The organism is Adlercreutzia wanghongyangiae, assembly GCF_035989245.1.
GTDB classification, from domain to species: Bacteria; Actinomycetota; Coriobacteriia; order Coriobacteriales; family Eggerthellaceae; genus Adlercreutzia; species Adlercreutzia wanghongyangiae.
This window is the reverse complement of record NZ_JAYMFF010000009.1, coordinates 75,550-99,359: the sequence shown is the minus strand read 5'-3', so window position 1 is coordinate 99,359 and position 23,810 is coordinate 75,550. Positions and strand designations below refer to the sequence as shown.

Annotated in this window: 16 protein-coding genes and 1 tRNA gene; 6 read left to right on the top strand and 11 right to left on the bottom strand. The window is 63.0% G+C overall.

All coding sequences use genetic code 11. The annotated features are described in order from the left end of the window. Nucleotides 1-50: 50 nt before the first annotated feature. The gene (locus VIN30_RS05455; protein WP_338209934.1) at nt 51-944 is read right to left on the bottom strand and encodes a coproporphyrinogen III oxidase; all 894 of its coding nucleotides are present in this window, start codon (nt 942-944) and stop codon (nt 51-53) included. Nucleotides 945-1,060: 116 nt separating this feature from the next. Next, nucleotides 1,061-3,007 carry an FAD-binding protein gene (locus VIN30_RS05450; RefSeq protein WP_338209932.1) on the bottom strand — a complete coding sequence of 649 codons (1,947 nt, stop codon included), beginning with the start codon at nt 3,005-3,007 and terminating at the stop codon, nt 1,061-1,063. Nucleotides 3,008-3,245: 238 nt separating this feature from the next. Between VIN30_RS05450 and VIN30_RS05445 the strand changes: the two genes are divergently transcribed. Further along, on the top strand, nt 3,246-4,712 hold the full coding sequence (locus tag VIN30_RS05445) for a helix-turn-helix transcriptional regulator (protein ID WP_338209930.1): 1,467 nt from the start codon (nt 3,246-3,248) through the stop codon (nt 4,710-4,712). A gap of 11 nt (nt 4,713-4,723) precedes the next feature. On the opposite strand, the gene VIN30_RS05440 is transcribed toward VIN30_RS05445, so the two are convergent. Further along, on the bottom strand, nt 4,724-5,155 hold the full coding sequence (locus tag VIN30_RS05440) for a hypothetical protein (protein ID WP_338209929.1): 432 nt from the start codon (nt 5,153-5,155) through the stop codon (nt 4,724-4,726). A 203-nt stretch (nt 5,156-5,358) separates the two neighbouring features. Between VIN30_RS05440 and VIN30_RS05435 the strand changes: the two genes are divergently transcribed. Both VIN30_RS05435 and VIN30_RS05430 read left to right on the top strand, forming a co-directional pair. After that, nucleotides 5,359-6,840: a helix-turn-helix transcriptional regulator gene (locus VIN30_RS05435; protein WP_338209927.1), complete on the top strand. Its 1,482-nt coding sequence runs from the start codon at nt 5,359-5,361 to the stop codon at nt 6,838-6,840. 119 nt (nt 6,841-6,959) lie between these two features. Beyond that, nucleotides 6,960-8,738, top strand: a complete 1,779-nt coding sequence (locus VIN30_RS05430; RefSeq protein ID WP_338209925.1) for an FAD-binding protein — start codon at nt 6,960-6,962, stop codon at nt 8,736-8,738. A gap of 111 nt (nt 8,739-8,849) precedes the next feature. Here the strand turns inward: VIN30_RS05430 and VIN30_RS05425 are convergent. The 3 genes from VIN30_RS05425 to VIN30_RS05415 form a co-directional block, all read right to left on the bottom strand. Then, nucleotides 8,850-8,926, bottom strand: a tRNA-Pro gene (locus tag VIN30_RS05425). A 143-nt stretch (nt 8,927-9,069) separates the two neighbouring features. Beyond that, entirely contained in the window at nt 9,070-10,398 is a 1,329-nt protein-coding gene (locus VIN30_RS05420) for a coproporphyrinogen III oxidase family protein (protein WP_338209923.1), read from the bottom strand. A gap of 187 nt (nt 10,399-10,585) precedes the next feature. Next, nucleotides 10,586-12,022: a helix-turn-helix transcriptional regulator gene (locus VIN30_RS05415; RefSeq protein WP_338209921.1), complete on the bottom strand. Its 1,437-nt coding sequence runs from the start codon at nt 12,020-12,022 to the stop codon at nt 10,586-10,588. A gap of 264 nt (nt 12,023-12,286) precedes the next feature. On the opposite strand from VIN30_RS05415, the gene VIN30_RS05410 reads away from it, so the two are divergent. Then, nucleotides 12,287-13,948 (top strand): FAD-dependent oxidoreductase, encoded by a 1,662-nt coding sequence (locus tag VIN30_RS05410; protein WP_326424670.1) that lies wholly within the window; start codon nt 12,287-12,289, stop codon nt 13,946-13,948. 208 nt (nt 13,949-14,156) lie between these two features. On the opposite strand, the gene VIN30_RS05405 is transcribed toward VIN30_RS05410, so the two are convergent. Further along, nucleotides 14,157-15,845: an FAD-dependent oxidoreductase gene (locus VIN30_RS05405; RefSeq protein WP_338209919.1), complete on the bottom strand. Its 1,689-nt coding sequence runs from the start codon at nt 15,843-15,845 to the stop codon at nt 14,157-14,159. 204 nt (nt 15,846-16,049) lie between these two features. On the opposite strand from VIN30_RS05405, the gene VIN30_RS05400 reads away from it, so the two are divergent. Further along, entirely contained in the window at nt 16,050-17,597 is a 1,548-nt protein-coding gene (locus VIN30_RS05400; RefSeq protein ID WP_338209916.1) for a LuxR C-terminal-related transcriptional regulator, read from the top strand. On the opposite strand, the gene VIN30_RS05395 is transcribed toward VIN30_RS05400, so the two are convergent. Further along, nucleotides 17,548-19,032 carry a response regulator transcription factor gene (locus VIN30_RS05395; protein ID WP_338209914.1) on the bottom strand — a complete coding sequence of 495 codons (1,485 nt, stop codon included), beginning with the start codon at nt 19,030-19,032 and terminating at the stop codon, nt 17,548-17,550. The two genes, VIN30_RS05400 and VIN30_RS05395, sit on opposite strands and share 50 nt — an antisense overlap. A 199-nt stretch (nt 19,033-19,231) precedes the next feature. Here VIN30_RS05395 and VIN30_RS05390 point away from each other — a divergent pair, with 199 nt between their 5' ends. After that, nucleotides 19,232-20,896: an FAD-dependent oxidoreductase gene (locus tag VIN30_RS05390; protein ID WP_338209913.1), complete on the top strand. Its 1,665-nt coding sequence runs from the start codon at nt 19,232-19,234 to the stop codon at nt 20,894-20,896. Between the two features lie 126 nt (nt 20,897-21,022). On the opposite strand, the gene hemH is transcribed toward VIN30_RS05390, so the two are convergent. The 3 genes from hemH to lspA are packed head-to-tail and all read right to left on the bottom strand — an operon-like array spanning nt 21,023 to nt 23,807. Continuing rightward, nucleotides 21,023-22,210 carry a ferrochelatase gene (hemH, locus tag VIN30_RS05385; RefSeq protein ID WP_338209911.1) on the bottom strand — a complete coding sequence of 396 codons (1,188 nt, stop codon included), beginning with the start codon at nt 22,208-22,210 and terminating at the stop codon, nt 21,023-21,025. Further along, nucleotides 22,203-23,261, bottom strand: a complete 1,059-nt coding sequence (locus VIN30_RS05380; RefSeq protein WP_338209909.1) for an RluA family pseudouridine synthase — start codon at nt 23,259-23,261, stop codon at nt 22,203-22,205. The genes hemH and VIN30_RS05380 overlap by 8 nt, the downstream gene beginning before the upstream one ends. Continuing rightward, nucleotides 23,262-23,807 carry a signal peptidase II gene (gene lspA / locus VIN30_RS05375; protein WP_326424682.1) on the bottom strand — a complete coding sequence of 182 codons (546 nt, stop codon included), beginning with the start codon at nt 23,805-23,807 and terminating at the stop codon, nt 23,262-23,264. Between the last annotated feature and the right edge of the window lie 3 nt (nt 23,808-23,810).

Below are 23,810 nucleotides of genomic sequence, written 5' to 3'. Positions count from 1 at the left end.
GAGAATGCGGGGAACCGACGCACGGCGAAACCCGATCTGACCCGCCTTGCTCAGTCGACGGTGCCCACCTGCTCGGTGATGAGGGCGTAATCGGCCGCATGGACGCAATAGCGCTCGAAATCGGCGGTGTTGCGGCTGGTTGCGCCGTCGATGCGCGTCAGCGCCCCGGCGCCGAAGCCGATGCGGGGGCAGCCGGCGGCATCCATCAGGGCGAAGCGGTCCTCGGCGCCCGGGCGGGCGAAGAGGCCGGGCAGGTACTCGGCGAGCCCGTGGCCCTCGAGGGCGTCGGCCATGGCGCGCCGCTGATCCTCGCAGGCGACCCCGTCGGCGGCGAGGGCGGGACCGACGGGGGCCAGGCGCACGTGGGCCGTATGGGTGCGGGCGGCGGCCAGAGCCGATCGGCGCATCGCCGTTATCTGCTCGTCCGCGTCCTTCCCCGCCGCGCCAAAGGCCAGCACCACGCCAAGCGATTTGTTGGCGTAGGCGTGTAGGAAATGGTCGCAGACCACCGGGAAATCGGCCAGGTTGTCAGTTTGGTTCAGGCGGGTGAAGTTGGCCGGCACGAGCGACATCATCTCGAAGTCGAAACGGTTCACGCCGGCGCGCCGGAAGAACGGGAAGGTGGCTCCCGAGATGTTGGCCACCGCGGCCGTGGCGCTGACGAACGCGTCGTCGGCCACCGGGCAGCTGCGCCGCAGTGCGGCCATCACCGTCGCCATATCGCGGCCGAGCATGGTAGCCACTCCCCCGCCCAGCGCTACGGCGCGTACCATACAATCGTCGAACTGGCCGGCATTGGCTTCGATCTCGGCCACGAGGGCCGCGGCGTAGCGGCGGGACCGCTCGCTGTTCCAGCCGAGTTGCATTCCCGGGCGCTCGAGGGCATCGCCGTTCAAGGCGAGGGGAACATCGATGGCCACGATGGCATCGCGCCGTTCGGTCATGGGACTTCCTTTCAATCGCAGAAACGACGGCGGCCGATTCCGGGCCGCCGTCGCAAAGAACGGTTCGCGCGCCTGCGGGGAGGGGCGCGGCGCGCGAACGCGAGGCTGGCGTTAGGCTAGGCCAGATCGGCGATGACGCTGTCGGCGGCGCAGAAGCCGGAGGTCAGCGCGCTGCCGCAGGAGTTGCCGGCCGTGGGCGTGGCGTACTGGATGCCGTAGCGCTGGCCGCAGTTGTTGCCGGCGGCGTACAGGCCGGCGATGGGGGCCTTGGCGCCCGTCAGCACGCGGTAGCCGCCGTCGGTGCACACGGCCGCATGCTGGCACAGGCCGCCGGAGGGGTTGCCGCCCGTCGTGGAGAACGACGCGAAGAAGGGGGCGTCCTTGATGGGGAACAGGCTTTGCGGATCGCAGCCCCAATCGTCGTCGTGGCCCTTGGCGCACAGCTCGTTGTAGCGCTCCACCTCGGCCAGGAAGTTCTGCTTCGCCTCGCCGGCATACCCGATGATGTCGGCCAGCTCGTCCAGCGTGTCGGCGGCGTACACCGTGGAGTACTCCTTGCCGAAGCGCGAGAAGGCGCGCACGTCGAAGCCGTCGGGGCCGGTCACGTAAGCATCCATGTTGGCGCGCACCTCGGCCACCATGTAGTCGGAGGAGCGGTCCATGGTCTCGTGGCCGAAGCCCTGGTAGCTCAGGTAGGTCTCCCAGTTCGCGTCGGTGACGTTGGCCATCAAGAAGCCCTCGGGCAGCATGTCCAAAAAGCCGTTGGAGCCGTGCTTCACCACGTTCTCGTTCATGAAGCGCTTGCCGTCGTTGCCGAAGCAGGGCCAGTTGCCGCCGAAGGCGAAGCCGGGCACGCCGTTCACGCCGGCAGCCTGACCGGCGCGCGGGCCGCCCTCCATGGTAGCGCCGGCCCACAGGCACATCTTGATGCCGGAGCCGTCGCGGCCCATGCCGCCGATAGCGGACACGTCGGTGCGGTCGGCACCGTAGGACCAGGCCAGATTGCGCATCTGGTCGGACAGATCGAGGCGCATGTCGGGGTTGCCGCCGAAGTCGCCGGCGCACATGATGACGGCCTTGGCGTCGATCTGGTGGTAGGTGCCGTCCACGTCCTGGAAGATGGCGCCGGTCACAGCCTCGCCGTCCTTCACCAGCACCACGCCCTGGTAGCCCCAGCGCATCTGGCCGCCGGCGTTCTCGAAGGCGCTGTGCACCGAGCGGATGACGAAGGGCCACATGTTGATGTTGGTCTCCTCGTCGCGCCACTGCACCATCGCGGGCCACGACCACTGGCCGCAGCAGTTGCCGTTGAAGTTCTCGTTGCCCTTGTAGTTGGAGGTCTTGGCGTACTTCTCGACGTACTCGGCGGGGATGTGGGTGCACATCCAGTCGAACATCTCGCCGGAACGCGTGGCGTAGTCGCGCACCAGCTGCTGGTGGGCATGGCCGCGCGAGAGGCGCATGTACTCGTTGAACACGTCCATGGCGTCCACCTCGGGCGTGCCCTTCTGCAGGAACAGGCTGTTGTTGTAGCAGGCCATGTCGCAGGCGTACTCGTCGTACTCGTCGTAGGTCTGCATCTCAGCCAGGATGACCGACTTGCCGGCCTCGGCGCAGCGCAGGGCGGCCACGGTGCCCGCATTGCCGGCGCCCACCACCAGCACGTCGCAGCTCTCGGTGTCGGCCACGTTGTCGACAACCGGGGCCTCGCCGAGCCATGCCGGGGTGTTCAGCATGAAATCGGCGGGGGTGATGCCCAGCGGATCGCAGCCGCCGCCGGCCGACAGCACGCCGTCGCCCTTGGAGATGATGTACTCCTCGGCGGTCGTGGCGGCCACCTTGTCGGGCGCCTCGCCGCGATTGAAGGTGGACAGCTGGCCCATCACGTCGTAGCTGCTGCCTTCGGCAGCGGCCTCGCCGGTGGAGGCCATGGTCTTGGCGGCCTCGCCGCCCGCGGGCGCGCAGCCCGCCAAGGCGCCGAGCGCCGCGATGGACATGGTGCCCGCGGCAGCCCCCTTTAGGAAGTCGCGACGCGAGAAGCCGTTTGCGGAGGTTTCCTTCATAACCCTCTCCCTTTCTTTCAACCTTAATCGGTGAACAGATGCGCGGGCCGCAGGGGCGGAACTTTCTCCGACGCGGCGGCCTGCGATTGGCTAGAATAGGCACCGAAGCGCCTGCCGCCTATCGCTGAAATCGATGAAAAGGGCGGAAAACGCAGAGCCATTCGTATCGCCGCCCATCAATGGAATTGGTGATTCGAAGATTTGACCAGGCGTTATGATAAAAACCTTGGGAGGGGTTATGGGAGCTGGAACACAAGAAAACGCGGCAGCCGAGGGCTCGTGCCGGCGTTTGCGAGCGCCCTTCTGGGGCGTCGGCTGCGCTTGGGCGGCCTTCCTCTGCGCCGTCCGTTTCACGGATTTGGGAGGCGTTGCGCTGCCTGTGGCGCTGCTCTCCGATGTGACGGCCATGGCCTTGGGGGCCGCCGTGGCTGCCGCTGCCATGGTCGCAGGCGCCGTTCGCGGTCGGATCGGTGCCGGCTTCGCGATGCCCTCGCGCGGGCTGCTGGTCGGATCGGGCGGTGCGGCCGCGGTCGGCAGCATCGGGCTCTTCGGGTGGTACGACGGCTTTGCGGCGGTTCCTGCGAGTGCCGCCCTCGCTCTCTGCGTGCTTTTCGGGGCGGCGCTGATGCTCGTCGCCATCGGCTGGGGATCGCTCTATGCGCATCTGGAACCCGAGCAGCTGCTGCCCAACGGCGCCGTAGCCCTGGTCATCGCCAGCTTGTGCCACGCTGCGCACGAGGCAGCCGGGTTCGGCACGGCGGCATGGCTCATCGTCGTCGTCCTGATTGTCGCCAGCACCGGCTGCGCGCTGGCGGCGCAAAAGCGCGTGTCGCCGATCGTCCCCGTCGACAACGAGGTGACGCGGGATGGAGGCCGCACCGTGCTGCGGGCCCTGCGCGTGCTGTGGATGCCCCTGGCGGGAGCGTGCCTCAGCTGCTTCATCTTCGGGCTCACGTGGGATCCGATCGTCTCGTCGGAGCAGGACATGCGCGTAGCCCATCAGGTGTGGGGAGCCATGGTGGCGGGGCCGCTCATCATGGGGCTGGCCGTGGCCGCGGTGTCGGCGCGCAGCCGCGGCACTTCGCCGTTGCGCCTGTTCGACCAGACGGTGTACCCGGTGGCTGTGATGCTGCTGCTCGTTATCCCCGTGATCAACCAGGCGTTTCCCGATCTGCGCTTCGCGGGCAACATCCTGTCGTCGGGCAGCTTCGCCGTGGTGGCCCTCTGTATGTGGAGCAACATGGCGGCTGCTGTGCGCACTGTGCCCATCGCGCCGCGCCTGGTGTTCTCCGCCGCCTTCGTGCTGTTCGCCTTGTGTTTCGTCGCCGGACTGCAGTCCATCGCCGTCGTGGGCACCGACGGGCGCACTCTCTGCCTGGTGATGTTCGCCGTGTACCTGGGGCTGATGGCCGTGTCCTTCGCCCTGGACAATCGCGAGGAGAAGGCATCTCTGGTGCCCGAGCGCGCCGCCGACGACACGCGCAGCTACATCCATCGCCGCTGCGATGAGATTGCCCAGAGCGGGGGTCTGTCGCCCCGGGAAATCGATGTGCTGTACTATCTGGCGCGCGGCTACAACCACGCCTATATTGCCAAGAAGCTCTATATTTCCGAGAACACCGTGCGCACCCACGTGCGCCACATCTACGGCAAGCTGAACCTGTCGTCGCGCGAAGACCTCATCGATCTCGTCGACGGCGCCTGAGGGCGCCGGGCCTATGCGTCCGCCGCTTCCAGGGCCTGAGGCGAGAGGGCGATGAGGACGGCGTCGTCCTTTGCCGTTTTCAGCAAGTTCGGCAGCGACACTTCCCCGTAGAACGCATCGCGCACCTCGTCCGCCCCGTCGGCGAGCACGATGACGTCGGCTCCCGGAATCAGCTGGGCGGCCACCGAGGCCGTCTCAGCCTCGAGAACGCGAACCTCCCCTACCGCAAGCCCCGCCTTCACCAACGCGGAGGCCAGATCCAGCGCCAGGTTCTCCGTGAGCGTGTCGTCGTCGGGATCGGCGGCCACCATGAGCAGCCGCGGATTCTCGGGCCACGCGTCGCGCACCTCGTCGACCAAGGTCGCATCTTCCTTGAGCGTGGCGAAGCGGTACATTCCACGAATCTCATAATCCAGCGGATCCTGGGCAACAACCTTCTTCATGGGACTCCCCTCTCGTCGTTTTCCCGAAGCGTACCACGAGGCAAAGATGTCGAGAATACTTGCCTCATCGACGATTCCTATAAAACCATTGACGTTGGCGTTGCGAGCAAGAAAGCAAGCGGAGAAGCCCCCCCGTCGGACAAAGCGAAAAGGAGTACAATACCAACTTGCGAAAAAGCCGTGCATAGGGAGAGGGTGAGTGGGTGCTGAAGCTCTCGCAGACATCGCCAGCACATACTGCTTCAGCGAAGGAGGGGTCGCTTCACTCGCTGAAACAATTTTTTTCCTGCAATATTCTTCTTATTCTTGGCAGTATGTTCTGGTGGGGAAGCCATTATTTGCTTCTCTGGAACACTGGGGTTGCGTCGGCCGATTCACTGGTCGATGGGTACGACGGGCGATTTCTTCTTACCGTTGGGGGCACTGTGATCGCCCTCGGGGCAGCAGGGATTTTCTCATCGCGCAAGCCTGGATGTGAAATTTCAGATCACCGTCTCCCTTTCTTTTTGTTTGCGGTGCTCTCGGTCGTCGCGCTGGGAATGCTGGCTGCGCCTCTCGTTTCGCATGCCTACCTGCCTTTAGGCGAATGCGGCGCTGTGCTCTCTGGCATTGGAAATAGCTTTGCCCTGATCATGTACGGCGAACTTCATGCGCGAGTCGATCTGCGCTGCATGCCCCTTGTTTGTGCTGTCGAAATCGTTGCCGGTGTCGTCCTCTTTTTCGCCTTCATGCTTTTTCCCGCTCATTTCGCCTTGCTTTTCTCGGCTGCTTTTGTGGTCGCATCCGCATGCTGCTGGTTCGTTTTCTCGCGCAAGCCCCTAGGACACGGCCGAGCCGCCGGGACCGCGCAGGTCGACATCGGCCTGAGGACGCTGCTGCTCTTGGCGGTTCTCACGGGGTTGGGCTATGGTCTCGTACGGACATTCGCATTTGGAAACCCCAATACTTCCGCGATGGTCATTGGACTCATATCGGAATGCATTGGTACGTTGTGCTCGGCTTTGCTGCTAGCTGTTGTATTCATTTTCCAAAGACGTCTCTCCCTCTTTGATATCTGTCTTCTCTTCGTGGTTCCTCTTGTGGCAACGGGCCTTCTGCTCGTTGCTCTGCGCAGTCCTCTTGCTATTGTGCCCGCCGCCATTAACCAAGGAGGGTTCGCCTGCTTCTTTGTGCTTATGTGGTACTTCGCGGCAACGCTGTCTTCGGCCGACGATTTTCGCACGCTGACGCGCGACATATCCTTCCTTTTTCTCGTGAGTCAGCTTGGCCAGCTTATAGGGGCTCTCACGCCTCCTCATCTCTCCCACGAACTGGTGACGAGCCTTGTGTACCTCATTCTGATCGCCTCGATGCTCTTGCTTTACTGGCGCTCAAAGCGTTCGCCGGCCGATCGAAAGGACGCTGGGACGGCCGTAAGCGCACATCGCAAGACAGAAGCATCGTGCGCATCTTCCCAAAACCATTGGGGTGAAATCTATGACTTCAGCCCTCGGGAAATGGAAATCGTGCTCCTTCTGGCGGAGAGAACTCCCTATAGGCAGATTGCGGAGAAGCTTTTCATATCGGAAAACACCGTCAAGACCCATGTGCGCAACATCTACAAAAAGGCTGGTGTTACCTCTCGGGAGAGTCTCCTCGAAGCACTTGACACATCGCGAAAAAAGGGTGAGGAAACCTTTTCATAAGGTAATTTCCCTGATCAACAGTTTAAAAATATTTCACACTTTATTCGCGATTGATTACGCAACGCCCTCCTTACTACCATGGGGCCGTCTTAGCAACCGGCCACAAGGAGGGATTGTCCATGAACGAGATTTCCGCGAATTTCGACCGTCGCACGTTTTTGAAGGGAGGCCTTGCCGCCGCGACGGCGGCAGCGGCAGGCTCCATGCTTGCCGCTTGCTCTCCGCAATCGCCCACATCAACAGCAACCAATAATGCCGACCGACAGGATTCTGAGAATATCGACGGAGCCGTCGAGGGAGCAGGCCGAGTATCTCCCGGCTATAGCAACCCCGACGCCATCGCTATTCCCGTCGATCCCGATGCGGTGGAAGATGTGGATGTGGTGGTCATCGGTTCTGGCATGGGTGGCTTCGCCGCCTCCATGTTGACGAAGGAGCAGGCTCCCGATGCCCACGTGGTTATGTTGGAAAAGCAGAACACGCTCGGAGGCAATACGAGTTTCGCGGAAGGCGGTGGAGGCTTTCTCAACATGACACCTGCCGAGGCCGTGAAAGCCGTTCAGGCCGAAGTCATCCAGCGCAATTTCGTGGTCGACCCCTCTCTGTTCTATGCTTTGAAGATACAGCAGGGCGATTGCGCCGACTGGTTGTTCGGCAAACACCATGTGGTGGTAAAAGACTACGGCTCGGGGCAGCCTCTTTACGACGGCGGCACCGGCGCCTCTATGATCGCCACCCTCACTCCTCAAGCCGAGGAGCTTGGGGTCGACATTCGTATGGAATCGCGAGCTACGGCTCTGGTGCTCGAGGACGAGTACAATGTTACCGGCGTGCAGTACCGTGACAAGGACGGAAAGGTGACGCAGCTCAATGCGAAAGCCGTTGTCATCGCCTCGGGTGGCATGAACACCAATCCCGAGCTCTTAGAACTCTACTCCAATGTCGATCTCAACAAGATCATGCCCCTCGGTATCGGGCAGGACGGCGACGGACACCTCATGGCCGAGCAAACCGCTCATGGGAGGACGGGTCTCCAGACGATCGACGGCTTTTTCGCGGGCATCGGCACTGCAGAAGATCCCTGCGGATTCGACTCAGATCTCAACACCGCGGCGGGATTCCAGTTCTCTGATTGCTTTGTGAACGAGTACGGTAATCGGTTCTACGACGAGTCCTTCTCGTTCAACACTGGTTCCCAGCTGTTCTTCACTTGCATTCCCCAGATGGTGCTCTCTCAAAGCCAGGCATACTCGATCTTCGACGCTTCTTACATCCAGCGCTGGGAGGCTGGCGAGTGGCAGAATGGCCACAACGGTTTTGATTCCGCCACGAAGCAGGGGCAGCCGCTCACGGTTCAGCCGGAAATCGAACGCGTAAGCGGCAGCTCCTGGTTCCATCAGGCCGATAGTATTGAGGCGCTCGGAGAGGCTCTCGCTGAAACCGTCCCTGGCTTCAGCGTGGAAAACTTCGTTGCGACCATCAATGCCTACAACGCTGCCGCGGCCGGAGAGCAACCTGACGAATTCGGCAAGCCCCAGGAGTTTATCTGGGCGCTTCAGACGCCGCCTTTCTATGCAGCAAAGCTGGGCGTGAACGCCTATAACACCAACGGAGGCATTCACATAAGCAAAGACGCGCAGGTGATAGACCCCGACGGCAAACCCATTGTCGGTCTTTATGCCTCGGGAATCGCTACTCATGGCTGGGACAGCCAGGTGTATGGAGGCGGAACCAACCAGCCCGTTGCGCTTTGGTGCTCTTGCGTCGCGGCACGTCATATTGTCGAGAACCAACTCGGCGGCACCTTCGCTGAGGATTGGATGGGCGATGTTCCGATGAGCTCTATTCTGGGCAGCGATTACGCCAACGGCAACCCCTTGGGCCACGGAGACGAATAGTCCTTCGCGGCAGCCGAGTTCACCCTCCCTATTGTGGCACCCCGGCATCATGTCGGGGCGCCTTGCGTTTAATGCAAAAAAGAGCCGGCGGAAAGCCGGCTCTTTTGTTTCTGGTCGGGTTGACAGGATTTGAACCTGCGGCCCCTTGACCCCCAGTCAAGTGCGCTACCAAACTGCGCCACAACCCGTTGGTGCTTTCAGGCTTGCGCCCAAACAGCTTGCTTATAATACCCTTACCGTTCGCGCTTTGCAAGAAGAATTTTCCCAATTTCGCCCCAGCGGCAGACAACGGCCCGAAAAGCGCGATCGCCACCTCGACCTGCGCGCCGGCCTAGGCGGCGGGACGGCCGTCGCCGAACAGCAGCTCGCGCTCGGGGCCGGCCAGGTTGGCCCGGGCCTGCTCGCGCAGGTTGTTCAAGCCGGCCAGGAACTGGCGGTACATCACCACGGTGAGGTACCGCCCGCGCGGCGTGAGGGTGAGCTCGGCATCGTCGTCGGTGGCGAAGGCGCCATTCAGGCGCAGGAACGCCATCTCCACGGGCAGGCCGGCATCCACGCTGCAGCCGAAATCCTCCTTGAACTGGCGCTTGTCGAAGCGCAGTCCGTACAGCTGCAGCAGGAAGCGGTAGCGCATCAGATCGTGACGCGACAGGGCCGTCTTGCCCAGCAGGGGCAGCCGCCCCTCGGCGATGGCGGTGCGGTACTCCCCCAGCCCGAAGCTGTTCACGTACAAATCGCCGCCCAGATGCGTGATGGAACCCGAGCCCACGCCCACGCATTCCTCGTAGGCCACGGCATACTCGTCCACTTCCAGGTTCTCTTGAGGGCGTGCATGGTCGTCCAGCCGGTTGAAGGTCCACAGCGTGCGGCGCTCGAACAGCGGGCGTTCGCCGCCAGCCAGCACCCCGTCCACTATCTGGTAGAAGCGGTGCTCGCGGTCGTAGCTCATGGGGCCCAGAGTCGCGGCCATCTTCTTCATGGTGGCGTTCGATTGGTACAGGGGCGAGAATGTGGTCTGCTGGCAGCCGCAGGTGGCGATGCGCTCCAAATCGCGCAGCAGGATATCCTCGGTCTGCGACGGGAAATCGAAGATCATGTCCACGTTCAGCGACTCGAAGTACCCCGCCGCCTCGCCGATGCGCCCGAATATCTCGTCGCCGGAGCCGTACTTGTCATAGCGGTCCATCTGCCTCAGCAGGCCGTCGTCGAAGCTCTGCACCCCCACCGACAGGCGCTGGACGCGTCCCTTCAGCTTATCCAGATAGAAGGGCGTCAGGTGGTTGGGGTTCGTCTCGGAGTTCACCTCGCGCACCGAGAACAGCTCGCGGGCCAAGTCGATGGTCTCGCACAGCTCGTCGATCATCACCGTGGGCGTGCCGCCGCCCACGTACATGCTCTCGAAGTCGTAGCCGCGCTCGGCCAGCATGCGCATCTCGCGGCGCATGGCCTTGAAGTAGGGCCGCGCCACCTCGGCGCGGAACGGATAGCGGTTGAAGCTGCAGTAGGGGCACAGCCGCTCGCAGAACGGCACGTGGGCATACAAGGTGTACACATGCCCGGGCACCGGGTCGGGCAGGGTGATGTTCGGCACCGGGTTCAGCGCCAGCTGGTCTTTGGTCATCGTGCGAACCACGGTGGTGAGGAATCTCTCGGAAAGCATCGCCGCCTCCTTGGGCATCGGAACCGAATGCGAGCCGGAAGCGGGGGCTCCTCTCAACTGCCGTGCCCGCGCCGACCTCTGCATGCGGCCATGCTAGCATCGCCCGGTAAGGCAAACCTGATGTTCCCTCTCATCGTTAACATCAGGTCATCTTCCCGCAGCCAACCGTCAACTTTCCCGCGGCGATCTACTCCCAACCGGGCTTGCCCACGCCTCCCTGCTCGATGGCATCCAACAGTCCCTGGCGATCGGCCACGCCCAGCTTCCGGTAGATGTTGCTCACATGGTGCTTCGCCGTGCCCTGGGCGATGGAGAGCTCGTCGCAGATATAGGGCACCGAGCGGCCGCGGGCCAGCAGCACCAGCACCTCGCTCTCGCGGTTCGTCAGACGCCCCATCGCCGCGATGGCGGCGCACTTCTCCTCCAAGCTGGCATCGGGCACCCCCGTGCGCGGCGTCACGTAGAGCCGCTGCACATCGGCGATGGTGAAGAACAGCATGCCGATGATGGCCAGCGTCAGCACGCTGAGCAGGAAGGTGTCGTTGTGCAGCTGGGGCGACCAGAAGGGGGCGCCGGTCAGAGCATCGGCCAGTGCCGTTCCGACCAGAGTGCCCGTGCGCGCGATGAGAATGGTGACGCCGAAGGACATGGCCACGGAAATGCGCCCGCGGAAGGCCACGTCGGTGGAGACGAGCATCATCAGCATGTCCAGGCAGTAGATGCCCATGATGACCAGGCCGCTGCCGAGGAACGGGTAGAGCGCCGGCTGGAGCAGCAGCAGGATGAGCCCGATGACCACGGCGGGGATGACGGGCCGGTACAGGGCCGTGGCCTCGTCCGGTTCCTGGGACAGCATCATGGACAAGGTGATGGCGCCGATGCCGCCGCCGGCCAGCAGCATCGCCTTGGCGATGAAGTGCTCGTCGCCGGCGGCGTAGGGATCGAGCATTCCCTGGCTGGTGCCCCACACCACGCTGATGAGGAACACGCAGACGAGCAGACGGGCCACCGGCACGGTCTTGATATCCAGCGGGATGACCGAGGGCTCGCGGCGCGGCTCGCTCTTGCAGGCGAACAGGATGAGGGCCGACGCGATGGGCAGCAGGGCCGTGTAGGCCATGGCCGCGAGCGCCGGCAGGGCGTAGGCGACGAAGAACAGCACGAAGGAGAACGTGTAGGAGGCGTACAGGTGCCGTCCCACGCGGCCCGTGGCCAAAGCGCTCCACAGCTCGCCCCACATAATAATAAGCAGGGCGTTGCCCAACGATGCCGCAGCTGCACCGATAGCGAAGACAACCGGGGCGATGGAGATGGCGCCCGTAAGCCCCACGGGCATCAGCAGCGTTCCGACCGCCGTCAGGCCGCCTGCCAGCACGAAAGAGTCGCGTCGCCCCAAGAAGGGGGCAAAGCGCCGCGACAGCAGCACGACGAGCGCATAGCTGGCCGTCATCAGCGCCAGCAGCACCAACGTCGGGTTCCCGAACGGCATAGCGTCGGCATTTCCCGTCACGATAAACGGGGTGCACAGCACCACCATCTGCCACGCCTGCCAGAATCCCAGACCCAGCAGACGCCCGTCGGCGAAGCGCCCCGAACGGAGCGGCTCCCCTTTTTCTGCAGCCATCTTGGCACCCTCCCTTTCCCTTGCCAAGCGCGTCTACACAATCTAGCTCAAAGCCTATTTCTCCACAAGAAGTGTGAGGAAAACTCCTATGGGCCATTTCGGCCCATTTTGTTCTCATGTGGGGAAATGAACCGATTCGCCAGATGATTGACATCGCGCAAACAACGAACATGCGCCATGGGAGGGAACGCGGACCGCTTTGGTTCGCGGATCCCCGAAGGAAAGGTGCGGGGCATGCGTCCCCGCGTAACGGAAGGGGTTTCAATGTCTGAAATCACGAACAAGGGAATGTCCCGCCGCGCGTTCTTCGGCTTGGGCGCCACGGCCGCCGTGGCCGCGGGTGCCGCGGGTCTGGCCGGTTGCGCTCCGGCTGCCGAGCAGAAGGCCGCCGAGGGCAGCGCCATGGCCGCCACGGGCGCGGCTACCTATGAGTGGGAGATCGCTCCCGAGCCCATCACCGACATCGCCTCCACCGTGGACACCGACATCCTGGTGATCGGCGCGGGCCTGGCCGGTTGCGCCTGCGCCGCGGCCGCGGCCGAGAAGGGCGGCAAGGTGACCGTCGTGGAGAAGTCGGCCAGCTGGAACGGCCGCGGCGGCGGATTCGGCGCCATCAACTCCCGCTACATGGACGAGCTGGGCATCAAGGTGGACAAGGTGAACGCCAAGCAGCACTGGATCGCCCAGTGCGCCAGCCGCACCAACGAGGATCTCATCGTGAAGTTCTTCAACAACTCCGAGGAGGCCTCCAACTGGCTCATCGACAAGTGCGAGGCCCTGGGCGGCTCCGCCATGGTGGGCGCCTTCTACAGCCACGACGACGTGTACGCCGAGCAGCCGGGCTACCACATGTTCATGATTCCCGAGGAGGCCGGTCTAGAGTCCACGGGCTTCGCCGGTGCCGAGCTGTGCTACCGCGATGCCGTGGAAGACGGCGCCGAGTTCGTGTTCAACTCCCCCGCCGTGCAGCTCGTAAAGGACGAGTCGGGCCGTGTGACCGGCTGCATCTGCGAGACCGACGAGGGTTACGTGCAGTACAACGCCGCCAAGGGCGTGGTGCTGGCCACCGGCGACATCGGAGGCAACCCGGAGATGTGCGAGGCCTACGCCCCCATCTGCGTGGAGTACGGTCAGCCCCGCAGCCAGTACACTCCTGCCGGCGTGAATACCGGCGACGGCCACAAGATGGGCATGTGGGTGGGCGCCCAGCTGCAGGACCTGCCCTTCCCCACCATGATGCATCCCCAGGCCTTCTGCTGGTTCCACGGCCCCTTCCTGTTCGTGAACGACAACGGCGAGCGCTTCATGTGCGAGGATACCTGGGTGCAGGGCAAGTCGCTGGCCATCAACCGCCAGCCCAACGGCGAGGCCTGGTCGGTGTTCGACGCCAATTGGCCGACCGATCTGGTGAACGGCCTGCCCTACGGCGGCGGCATGTTCTGGGACAGCTTCCGCCCCTACGGCAGCGATCTGCAGCTGGCTCCCGACTACTTCCAGACCCAGATCCCGCTGTACATCGAGCAGGGTATCGCCTATGAGGCCGACACCATCGAGGAGCTGGCCGAGAAGATCGGCTGCGACGCCGCGACCCTGACCGCCACCGTCGACCGCTACAACGGCATGTGCGAGGCCGGCGAGGACACCGACTACTACAAGAAGCCCGTGTTCCTCACCCCTGTGAAGGAGGGCCCGTTCTACGCCCTGAAGGTCGGTCCCGCGCTGCTCGCCGTGACCGGCGGCCTGAAGTGCAACAACGACTTCCAGTGCCTGGATGCCGACGGCAACGTCATCGAGGGCCTGTATGTGCTCGGCAACATCATGGGCGACATCACCGCGGTGGACTACCCCATCAACGTGGCCGGCAACAGCCACGGCCGCTGCATCACCTTCGGCTACATGCTCGGCCACGAGCTGGCCGAGGCCTAAGCCCCGCAAACCAACCCGATCGTTCGCAGCCCCCTCCCTTCTGCGAACGGCTCATCCAACAGGAAGGACCCCTCGTGACAGGGGTCCTTCCTTCTTTCTACGAACGGGTTAACGTCTCAATAAGCCGGGGCCTCCTAAAGGAGGCCCCGGTACTTCCAGCCCATAGGGAGGGGGCAGGACTGGCACAATGGCGCAACAGGCCGTCGGGTTATTCCAAGCCCGCCAGCTGGCGTCCCACCAGATAGCCGAAGGTCATGCAGCGCCCCAGGCTGTTGCCGGCAAAGCGGGTGCTGTACTGGTTGGCATAGAAATCGCCGGCCGCCAGGCCGATGGCGTACAGGCCCTCGATGGGCTCGCTTTGAGCCGTCAGCACCTGGGACTGCGCGTTCACATGCAAGCCGCCCATGCAAGCAAGCGATGCGGGAACATCGTACTTGGTGGCGAAATAGGGGCCGGTCAGCTCGTGAAGTGTCGCGGGATCCTTATGAAACTCCAGGTCCTCGCCCGCAGCGCAGTAGCCGTTGTAGGTGTCCACAGTCTGCTGCAACACGTCGGCAGGAAGCTCGTAGGCGGCGGCAATCTCGTCGAGGGAATCGGCCTTCATGAAGATGCCCTCTTCTACCAGGGCGTTCCATTTGGCCAGCAGCTCCTCGGGTTTCGCAGCCCACGAAGGATCATCGGCGCGGTAGGAGATGGCGGGCAGCTGCTCGGCATAGGCGTCGTTCCATAGCGCCACCATGGTCGAGCCAGGTTGGTTGAACTGGGCTGCGGCCATATTGGACTGACCGGCGTTCTCGTCGATGAAGCGTTTGCCAGTGGCGTTCACCATAACGTTCTTAATGCAGTTGGTGGCTCCCCAGAACATCATCGGCGGGTGGTCGCCGTTGTTCTGCATAGCGCCGCCCGCCCACAGCGACTGCTTGATACCCGAACCATCGCCCATGTTGAACTGCGCAACCTTATCGCCGTTAGGATTATGGGTGACCATGGGGCAGAAATAGTTGAGCATATCAGCGTCCTGGCTGTAGGAGCCCGTGGCCACGACGATGCCCTTGGTGCCGACGAACTTCTTGTAGGCGCCAGACTCGTCGGTGGCGATGACCGCCGTCACACGGCCGCCCTCCTCACGCACAAGCTGCTGGGAAGTGTGCTTGAAGCGTACATCGGCCCCCTTGCCCTGAATGTGCTCGAGCAGCGTACCCAGAAGATCGACCTCTGGAACGAACCCGAGGCCCAAATCGCCATTGTAGGGATCCTGGTCGATGGCAGAAGTAGGCTCGTTGGCGCCGCCGATGAACAGGATGGTGCCCGGATAAATCTTCTCGATCACCACGTCATCGGAATGCTGGAGAACGGGATGCAGGCCGTAGGGTTCTACGACATCGGCAAACCAATCGGCTGCCTCGCCAGAGCGGTTGGCCCAGGCCCATACCGCGCTTCCATCCATCTTATAATTGCCGATGTTCAGGAAGTCCTTAACGGCAACGGCCGTATCCACCGCCTCGCCCTGTTCGAGCTGGCACTTCGAATTGAACATGAAATGGGATCCGCCGTTCGCATTGAACGTGTCGTTGCGCTCGAGCACGGTGACCGACAGGCCGTTCTCGATAGCCGAAGTGGCCGCATAGGTGCCCGATGCGCCCAAGCCGATGATGACCACGTCGCTCTCGATGGTCTCAGCGATCTCGGCCTCGGCGATAGGAGCCGGGGCGACCTCCCACGGCTTGTCGCTCGCGGTGGCAGTCATCTGAGAGCCCTCGCCCTTCGAGGCGCCCCCTTCGGAGCCGCCCGCAGTTTTCGGCGTCGACGGCGCGCAGCCAGTCAGGGCCGCAAGGCCGAGCATGCTGGCGGCAGCACCGCCCGCGAGGAAATTGCGACGAGACAGATTCTTTTCCATGATTCCCTCCTAATGTGAATCGGTTGGTCGTCCGAGAGGCTCCTTCGCCCCTCGCGACGGACCCTACCTTACGTCGCCAAGCGGCTTCTGCCTATCGTGCATATCCCCCGAATAAAGCACTCTTTTGCGATATCACGTGATTCACGTGATACGGCTCTGGGCATATCCGATGCCCATCGCGTACAATAAAGCGAGGAGGTTTTCATGAGCAAAGACCGCACTTCCCTCTCACAGATACCACAGGACACTTCGGGCGGTTCCTGGCGTGAAATTGCGCCCTATGCCGGGTGGGGCCTCATCGTGGCCTGGGGCCTCATCGCCGTTTTCTCCAACCTTTTCGCTGCCGAAGGCGAAGTCAACCTCGGCTCCTTCTGGCTCGCTTCCATGGTGGGAGCGCCGGCTGGTCTCCTCGCTTTCTTCTTTTTCGGAAGGGAAACACCTGACGAGCGAACAGAACAGCTTCTCGATATCGTCGCTGCCGCGGCCATGATCTTTGGGGTCCTGCTTCTTGAGGCGGCCAGCGGAATAGAGGGTGAGAGCCGAGAGCCCATCTGCATCCTGGCGGGCCTCGTCTCCTCCTTTGGCACCGCAGCGTTCACTGTGGCTTGGGGCGCCCAGTACGTGAAGCTCGACATGGGAGCCATCGAGCGTATGGCAGCTCTCTCGCTCCTTGTCTCCTTCGCCTGCTATGGCCTCGTCCTCATCCTACCCCGCCTCGCCGCCCTCGGCGTCATCTTAGTGCTTCCCGTGCTTTCCCTGCTGTGCCTGCGCGCCATTCGAAAACGCGAGGAGGTGCGCGAGGATGCGTCCGCCCCGGCAGGCGACCCGAAGGTGCCTGCTACCTTCAAGCCGGGTGCCTTCACCCGCCTCGGGCTTGGCATCGTGGGAACCACTACGGTGGTGTCGTTATTCTGGGGCATGGCAACCCAGCAGGCTATTCCCCTTCCCGGCCCTGTGTTCAGCGCATCGGTGCTGTCGGGATCGGTCATTGCCGTAGCGCTCATGGCCTATCTCTCCCGTTTCTCCCGCTCCCTCAATCTGGGAACGCTCTATCGTTGGATGCTCCCCCTCATCGCAGTGGCCTTCAGCACGCTGCTCTTCGAGGGGAGTATCGTCGTCATAGTAGCGGCGTTGCTCGTCTTTGCGACCCAGGCGCTGCTCAACTTGATTACCTTCGTCTATTTCGCAGAGCTCTCACAGCGTACGGGAGCATCGCCCGTGCGCGTCTTCGGTCTTGGGCGCTTCTTCGTCGAGTTCGGCTTCCTGATAGGATCGCTTCTCGTGCCGTGGGCCCTCCAGTTGATGCCCTTCGTTGCAGGCGGCTACCGAGGAGTGCTGCTCATCGCCCTCACGTTCATGGCGATGGCCGTCATGGCCTCAATAGCTTCCCAAGATCGCATCGCCTTCAGCCTCGCGGACGATGCGCAAGCGACGCCAGCCGACAACACCATCCCCGATACGGCAAGTGGGGGAAATCGCGCGGATCGCCCGCTTCCCGACGCCGATCTCTTCCAAGAGGCCTGCGTCCACACGGCTGCTGCGTTTGGCCTCACGAAGCGCGAGAGCGAGATCCTCCCCTACCTTGCCCAGGGGTATTCGCTTCCCTATATCCGCAACGAGCTCTACATTTCGCAATCGACTATCGACACCCATGTGCGCCACATCTACAAGAAGATGGGCCTCCATTCGAAAGAGGAAGTCATCACCTCAGTGCGCCAGACCGCCCAGCAGCTGGGTCGAAATCCTCGATAAGCTCGATTAGTTCATCGCGGCTGTGCACGCCTAGTTTCTGGTAGATGTTTCTGACATGGGAATTTACCGTACCCTGAGCAATGGTGAGGGCCTGCTGGATCTTCTTGGAACTGTAGCCCTGCGCAAGAAGCCCGAGCACATCCGTCTCACGCTCCGTGAGGAAATGCTCCGTGGCGAGCTGACTCACGACGTCATCGTGGGCACCTCGCCCCTTCTTCTCGGTATCGTTGCGCCGATTGCTCGTCGATGCGCCTTCCTTGCCCAGCGGGAAGGTGAAGGGAACAACCACGACGAGCACCATGAGCAGGACGCATGAAGTTACCGTCCAAATCGTGCCCGACTGCTGCCCCGCAAGGCCCTCGCCCACGACAGAGCCGAAGATGCCACCCAGACCGCTGCCCGCCGCTGTCATGGCAAGGCCGATGGCAAAGACCCCGATAAGCGACGGAAGATCAGCCCGACTGTGACGGGCAAGCGATATCCAGATGAACACGCTGAACACCACATGACCGACGAAAACGAAGCAATTTGCGAGCTTGCCGCCCTCTTCAAACCCGCTGACGGCCAAGACCGAGAGCCCAGCCGTCATGAAGGGCAGCACGCCGAAATAAGCCATAACAGCCGAAGGAAGCCGCTTCGCGATCGCAAACGCAACAAGCAGGATAACGAGCGCGCCCCCGGCCACGGCGAGCCAAAGCGCCTGTATCGAGTCGAAGGACGAATCCTGAGCGTTCACGAACAGGCTTCGAATCAGCGTGCTCACAAACTGGAACAGGAAAATGCCGACAAGTAATCCTGGACGCAGCCGAGCAACACTTGCTTGTGCGCCAGCCATCTCAAACGGTCCTGCATTATATAGAAGAAGCGGTGAAGCCAGTGGGACGAGCACGACAACCACAACTGCGAGCGTGCTCACCAGGCCCAGGGCCACAACCAGATATACAACGATGGCGAACAAGAACGCCAGAAGAGCGGTCGCCGTTATCTGGCGGTTTTCCAGCTGTGCAAGGCGCACGCCCCATTGCAGCTGCATGAACGTCGATCCAAGCCCGCAAAACAGGGCGGCAACGAGAACGATGATGTCCGGGGAGACGAGCGCAAGGGGGCACACAGCCATGAGCAGAGTACCGCCCGATAGGAGCGCTCCTGCAAGAACGTAGAATCTCCCTTGCGTGACGATGCCGACCAGTCGCGTCCTCAGCCCTGCGCATACGCCGAAGAGCAGTGCGGCCATGACCATAGAGGCAATCCAGGCGAGACGAGGCAGAGACCCCTCGCCGGCAAGGAAGAAGATCTTCGAACTGAAAAAGGCGAGGTATGCCCACGCCCAATGCACGCCTAAGCCGGCGGCGGTTCCGAGAACCGCCTTCTGAAAAAGGGACGCATCGAGGAACGGCGGCGCGCCCGTCTGCGCATACTTGCTATTAGGCTCCATGAATTCCCTGCTCAATGGTCTCATATCTTTTTTATTAGGTTATTGTGCGCAGGACTGACGCGAGCCAATTCCATAAAACCATACGAAAATGGGATTTGCGCGACGTCTGGACCCAGGCATGATGTCCCCAGCTCGCTTGGAGCAATCCTCCCTCGCTCCAAGCGTGCCCAAAAGGCATTATAGAGGATTGGAGAAGGACATGGCTACGATTTTGAATCGAAGGGACTTCATCGCCGGAGGGGCGATTGCCGGCGCGACGGCTCTCTTGGCGACCGCTACGGGGTGCGCGCCAAAAGCGCCCGAGGCGAGCACTGCCTCGTTGGCAGCAACAGGCGCGACGAGCGCTGATGCGGGCAAGCGCTCATGGGAAATCGCGCCCGAGCCCATAACCGACATCGCCGAGGTACGCGACTTCGACGTCATTGTCATCGGCGCAGGCATCGCGGGCATCAACGCCGCCCAGGCAGCTGCGAGCGACGGAGCGACCGTTGCCGTCATCGAGCAGTCCGATCAGTGGACGGCCCATGGATCGGACATCGGAGCTATCGGCTCTTCCTATCAGAAGGCCGAGGGTATCGAAATCGATGCGCCGAAGATCGTCAACGAGCTTGTGCAGTACGGGCATTCCTGGGTGTCTGGCAACCTCATTAACATCTGGGCTCGCCGAAGCGGCGAGATGATGGACGAGGTCATCGCCATCGGAAACGAGGCAGGAGTGGAGACGACGGCCTCCAAGGGCGAGGAAACCCGTACCGAGGTTGAAGCCTATTACAAGCAGTACCCCACCTCCCATTCCTTCGGAACGGGCAGCATCACCGACGACGTATGGCCAACGGGCCAGATTCTTCGCCCCATCGTCAAAAAAGCGGAAGCCCAGGGCGCCGAGTTTGTGTATAACACTCATGCAGAGCAACTGGTGCAAGAGACAGACGGTACGGTCACCGGCGTTGTCGTGACCGCCGAGGACGGAAGCTTCGTGCAGTACAACGCTGCCAAAGCCGTTGTCCTCGCCACGGGCGACATCGGAGGAAACGAGGAAATGCTCGAAGCGTGGTGTCCCCGCTTTCTGCGCACGATGCCGACCATGTACAACCCTATCGAGGGAAACATGGGCGACGGTCTGAAAATGGGGCTGTGGGCCGGAGGCAAGACCCAGGAAGGTCCCGCTGCCATGATGGTTCACGCCGCTGGCCCCAACTCTCCCCTGCAGCCCACCACCATCGGCTGGATGCAGTTCAATGCGCATGGCAAGCGCTTCTACAACGAGACCCCGAGCAACGTGGCCACCACCAACGCCATGGTCGCCCAGCCACTTCACAAGTCCTGGTACCTCTTCGACGGCGATTTCCGCGATAAGGTGCTGGCCATGATCCCCGAAAATGAAGACAATTTCGGCCCGCTCGTGGGCGAGGACATCGATTCGGTGCTCGATAAGGCCATCGAGGGCGGCTTCCTCTTCCGTGGGGAAAGCCTCGAAGATCTTGCCGCCCAGCTCGATGTGCCTGCGGATACCCTCAAGGCCAGTGTCGAGCGATACAACGAATTGTGCAGCAAAGGGGTCGACGAGGACTTCTCCAAGGATCCACGCTGGCTCGAGCATACAAGCGTGGAAAAGGCGCCCTTCTATGCCGGCGTCGTTCCTTTCGGCGCCTTCGTGTGCATCTTCGGCTTATCGGTCAACGACGAGTGCCAGGTTCTTCGCGAGGATGGAACTGCCATCCCCGGCCTCTACGCCATCGGAAACGTGCAAGGTGATTTCTTCGCCAGCGACTACCCGCTCCTGTGCCCCGGTCTCAGCCACGGGCGCGCCATGACGTTCGGACGTCTCGTCGGACACAGCGTGGCTCAGGGCAAGCAGATCTAGGGCTCGTATATTCCTCGTCGTCAACCGGGGTGACTGCCTGATGAGCAGTCACCCCTCTTCTGTTTCCAAAGATTGTCCATTCCGCTCGTCGAGGCGCTAACAAAAGCTCCGATGTCATTCCCGTCGCTAGACGGGCTCCTCGCCCACGTAGGGGGCGAGCACGTGGGCGAGCACCTTCAGGTGGGCGCGCGACTTGTTCAGGCAGGGCACGTACACGAAGGGCTCGTCGGCGCTTGGCTGGCGATGGGCGCCGCGGCGGAAATCCTCGGCGACACGCTTCATGCGCACGGTTTTCGCGATGTCGCGATGCGCCTTCAAGTGCGCGTCGCAATGGGCGGCGCGCTTGCCGGTGTTCTCCAGGGCGCCGGGTTCCTCTTCGGCGTCCACCAACTCGCCGGCCAGGGCCGCCCGGTAGATGGGTTCCAGCTCGTACGGCACGTCGTAGAGCGTTTCCAGGCAGTCCACCGCGAAATTCGGGCACACCACGAACAGGCGGCTGCCCGGCTCGGCGGCTTGGGCCAGGCGCACGAGCGTGGGACGCGTGAAGGGCGATAGCCATGTACGGCCCTTGTCGAAGCGGCTCTGATAGCTGATGGTCCAGCTGCGGCGGTCGAGTCCCAGCTCGCCGGCCACGGCCAGGCTGGTGGCGCCGGTCTGCAGCTCGTAAGTGTCCCCCGCCTCGATGTCCTTCAGCGGGATGGAATGGTACGAGAACAGCAGGCGGTCGCCCCGTTCCTCGGAGAAGCCCGCATTGCGCACCGATGCGGCGATGGCGCGCACGTACACCGGGTCCTCGCCGTACTCGTCGATGAAGTCGACCGCGCCCTTCCAGCGGGCGCGGCGCACGGCCCGGGCCGTGCCGTCGGCTACGGATGCTGTGGTGGACAACGCCGACTGCGGGTACATGGGCAGCACCACGAGCCGCTCGCAACCGGCCTCCTTCAGCTCGCGCACCGCCCGCTTCAGCGACGGCTTGCCGTAGCTCATGGCGGAGCGCACCTCGACGGGAAGCCCGCAATTGCGGTAGTAGTCGGCAAGCCCGCGCTCTAAGGCCGCGTAGGCCACGGCCATGGGCGAGCCGCCGGTCGTCCAGATGGCGCGGTACTTCTCGGCCGACGCCCGCGCGCGCTTGCGCAGGATGACCGTGTGCAGCAGCAGCCACCACACCGGACGCGGCATGGGGCAGATGCGCGGATCCATGAGGAACTGGGACAGGTACTTCTTCACGGCCTTGGCCGTGGGGGCCGCGGGCGTGCCCGTGTTCGCGATGATGACGCCCACCTTGCCCGGTACGGGCGCAACCTTCTTACTCATGGGGCACTGTTCCCTCCACCGAAGGTACGGGAGATGCCTCCATGAGGGCGAACACCTCGCGGCCGGCATCCGTCACCCCGACCGAGCGCTCGCGCAGGGCCGCCAGCGCCTCGGCCAAGTCGCGCGGCAGCTGGTCGGCGAAGGCCATGGGCTCGCCTGTGACGGGATGCTCGAAGGCAATGCTGTAGGAATGCAGGAACTGTCGATCAAGTCCCAGCTGGGCGCGCGCGTCGCGCGGCCCGTGGGCGTTGTACACCGGATCGCCCACGATGGGGTGGCGCGTGTACTGCATGTGCACGCGAATCTGATGGGTGCGCCCGGTGAACAGCTTGCACTCGATGAGGCTGTAGCCGTCGTCCTTCGGGCCCGCCTCGAAACGCTCCAGCACACGGAAGGTGGTGATGGCCTCGCGGGCCGAAGGCACGTCGCGCACGGCCATGCGGCAGCGCTCGTCGGCCGAGCGCGCGATGGGGGCGTCGATCATGCCGGTGTCGTGGGCCACGATGCCGTGCACAAGGGCCAGGTAGTGGCGATCCACCGCCCGCTCCTGAATTTGGGCCATCAGCTCGCGGCCTGCCTCGTCGGTCTTGGCGGCCAGCATGAGGCCCGAGGTGTCGCGGTCGAGCCGGTGCACAATGCCGAGGCGGTCGGCTTCCTCGCCTTGCACATTGCAGAGATTCTCCTCGCCGCAGTGCCAGATGAGCGCGTTCACCAGCGTGCCGTGGGCATGGTCGACGGAAGGATGGCACACCAGGCCCACCTGCTTGGAGATGACGAGCATGTCCTCGTCCTCGTAGCGGATGTCCAAGTCGATGGGCTCGCCGTACACGACGACGGACTCGGGCTCGTCGTCCACCTCGTAGACGACGGTGTCGCCGGCGGCCACCGCATGCTTTTTGGACACCGTGGCGCCATTCACGAACACGCGGCCCTCCTCGATGGCCCGGGCCGCTGCCGAGCGCGAGGCGTACAGACCGCGCGCGGCGCACAGGGCATCCAGGCGGCATCCGGCGTCGTCGGCGGAAACGATATGGCAGAGGGAACGTGGCATCTACAGATCCTTCGATTCCGCGCGACGCGTCGACCACAGCATGCCCGCGAAAAACAGCACGAATCCGCAGGTCACACCAATATCAGCCACATTGAACGTGGGAAAGCTGATGAACGTGGTGTCGATGAAGTCCACTACGTAGCCCAAGGTGAAGCGATCCACTGCGTTGCCCAGGCCGCCGGCGAATACGAGGGCCACGCCTACCACCTCGAGCACCGAGGCGCGGCGCGCCGTGATAAGCAGGTATGCCAGCAGTGCGGCGCACACGAGCAGCGACATGATACCCAAGGCGAAGGTGGAATCGCCGAACATGCCCCAGGCCGCTCCCGTGTTGTGGGCCAGGCGGAATTGGAGCAGCCCCAGGAAGGGGCCGCCGGCCACCGCGCCCACGGGAAACGTGTTGAAATAGGCCTTCGTGGCCATATCCAGCGCGAACCATGCCACGGCCAAGGGCGCGAAAATGGCGAGGTTGCGCCCACGCAGGGAGGGGCACGCCGTCGCAGACCGCGCCTCCTCCCCTTCCGCGCGCTTGTCTTCCAAGGTCATGAG

Bases quoted from the DNA above. Each gene is read 5' to 3' on its own strand.
- VIN30_RS05455 (WP_338209934.1), bottom strand. From the start codon at position 944: ATGACCGAACGGCGCGATGCCATCGTGGCCATCGATGTTCCCCTCGCC.
- VIN30_RS05450 (WP_338209932.1), bottom strand. From the start codon at position 3,007: ATGAAGGAAACCTCCGCAAACGGCTTCTCGCGTCGCGACTTCCTAAAG.
- VIN30_RS05445 (WP_338209930.1), top strand. From the start codon at position 3,246: ATGGGAGCTGGAACACAAGAAAACGCGGCAGCCGAGGGCTCGTGCCGG.
- VIN30_RS05440 (WP_338209929.1), bottom strand. From the start codon at position 5,155: ATGAAGAAGGTTGTTGCCCAGGATCCGCTGGATTATGAGATTCGTGGA.
- VIN30_RS05430 (WP_338209925.1), top strand. From the start codon at position 6,960: ATGAACGAGATTTCCGCGAATTTCGACCGTCGCACGTTTTTGAAGGGA.
- VIN30_RS05420 (WP_338209923.1), bottom strand. From the start codon at position 10,398: ATGCTTTCCGAGAGATTCCTCACCACCGTGGTTCGCACGATGACCAAA.
- VIN30_RS05415 (WP_338209921.1), bottom strand. From the start codon at position 12,022: ATGGCTGCAGAAAAAGGGGAGCCGCTCCGTTCGGGGCGCTTCGCCGAC.
- VIN30_RS05410 (WP_326424670.1), top strand. From the start codon at position 12,287: ATGTCTGAAATCACGAACAAGGGAATGTCCCGCCGCGCGTTCTTCGGC.
- VIN30_RS05405 (WP_338209919.1), bottom strand. From the start codon at position 15,845: ATGGAAAAGAATCTGTCTCGTCGCAATTTCCTCGCGGGCGGTGCTGCC.
- VIN30_RS05400 (WP_338209916.1), top strand. From the start codon at position 16,050: ATGAGCAAAGACCGCACTTCCCTCTCACAGATACCACAGGACACTTCG.
- VIN30_RS05395 (WP_338209914.1), bottom strand. From the start codon at position 19,032: ATGGAGCCTAATAGCAAGTATGCGCAGACGGGCGCGCCGCCGTTCCTC.
- VIN30_RS05390 (WP_338209913.1), top strand. From the start codon at position 19,232: ATGGCTACGATTTTGAATCGAAGGGACTTCATCGCCGGAGGGGCGATT.
- hemH (WP_338209911.1), bottom strand. From the start codon at position 22,210: ATGAGTAAGAAGGTTGCGCCCGTACCGGGCAAGGTGGGCGTCATCATC.
- VIN30_RS05380 (WP_338209909.1), bottom strand. From the start codon at position 23,261: ATGCCACGTTCCCTCTGCCATATCGTTTCCGCCGACGACGCCGGATGC.
- lspA (WP_326424682.1), bottom strand. From the start codon at position 23,807: ATGACCTTGGAAGACAAGCGCGCGGAAGGGGAGGAGGCGCGGTCTGCG.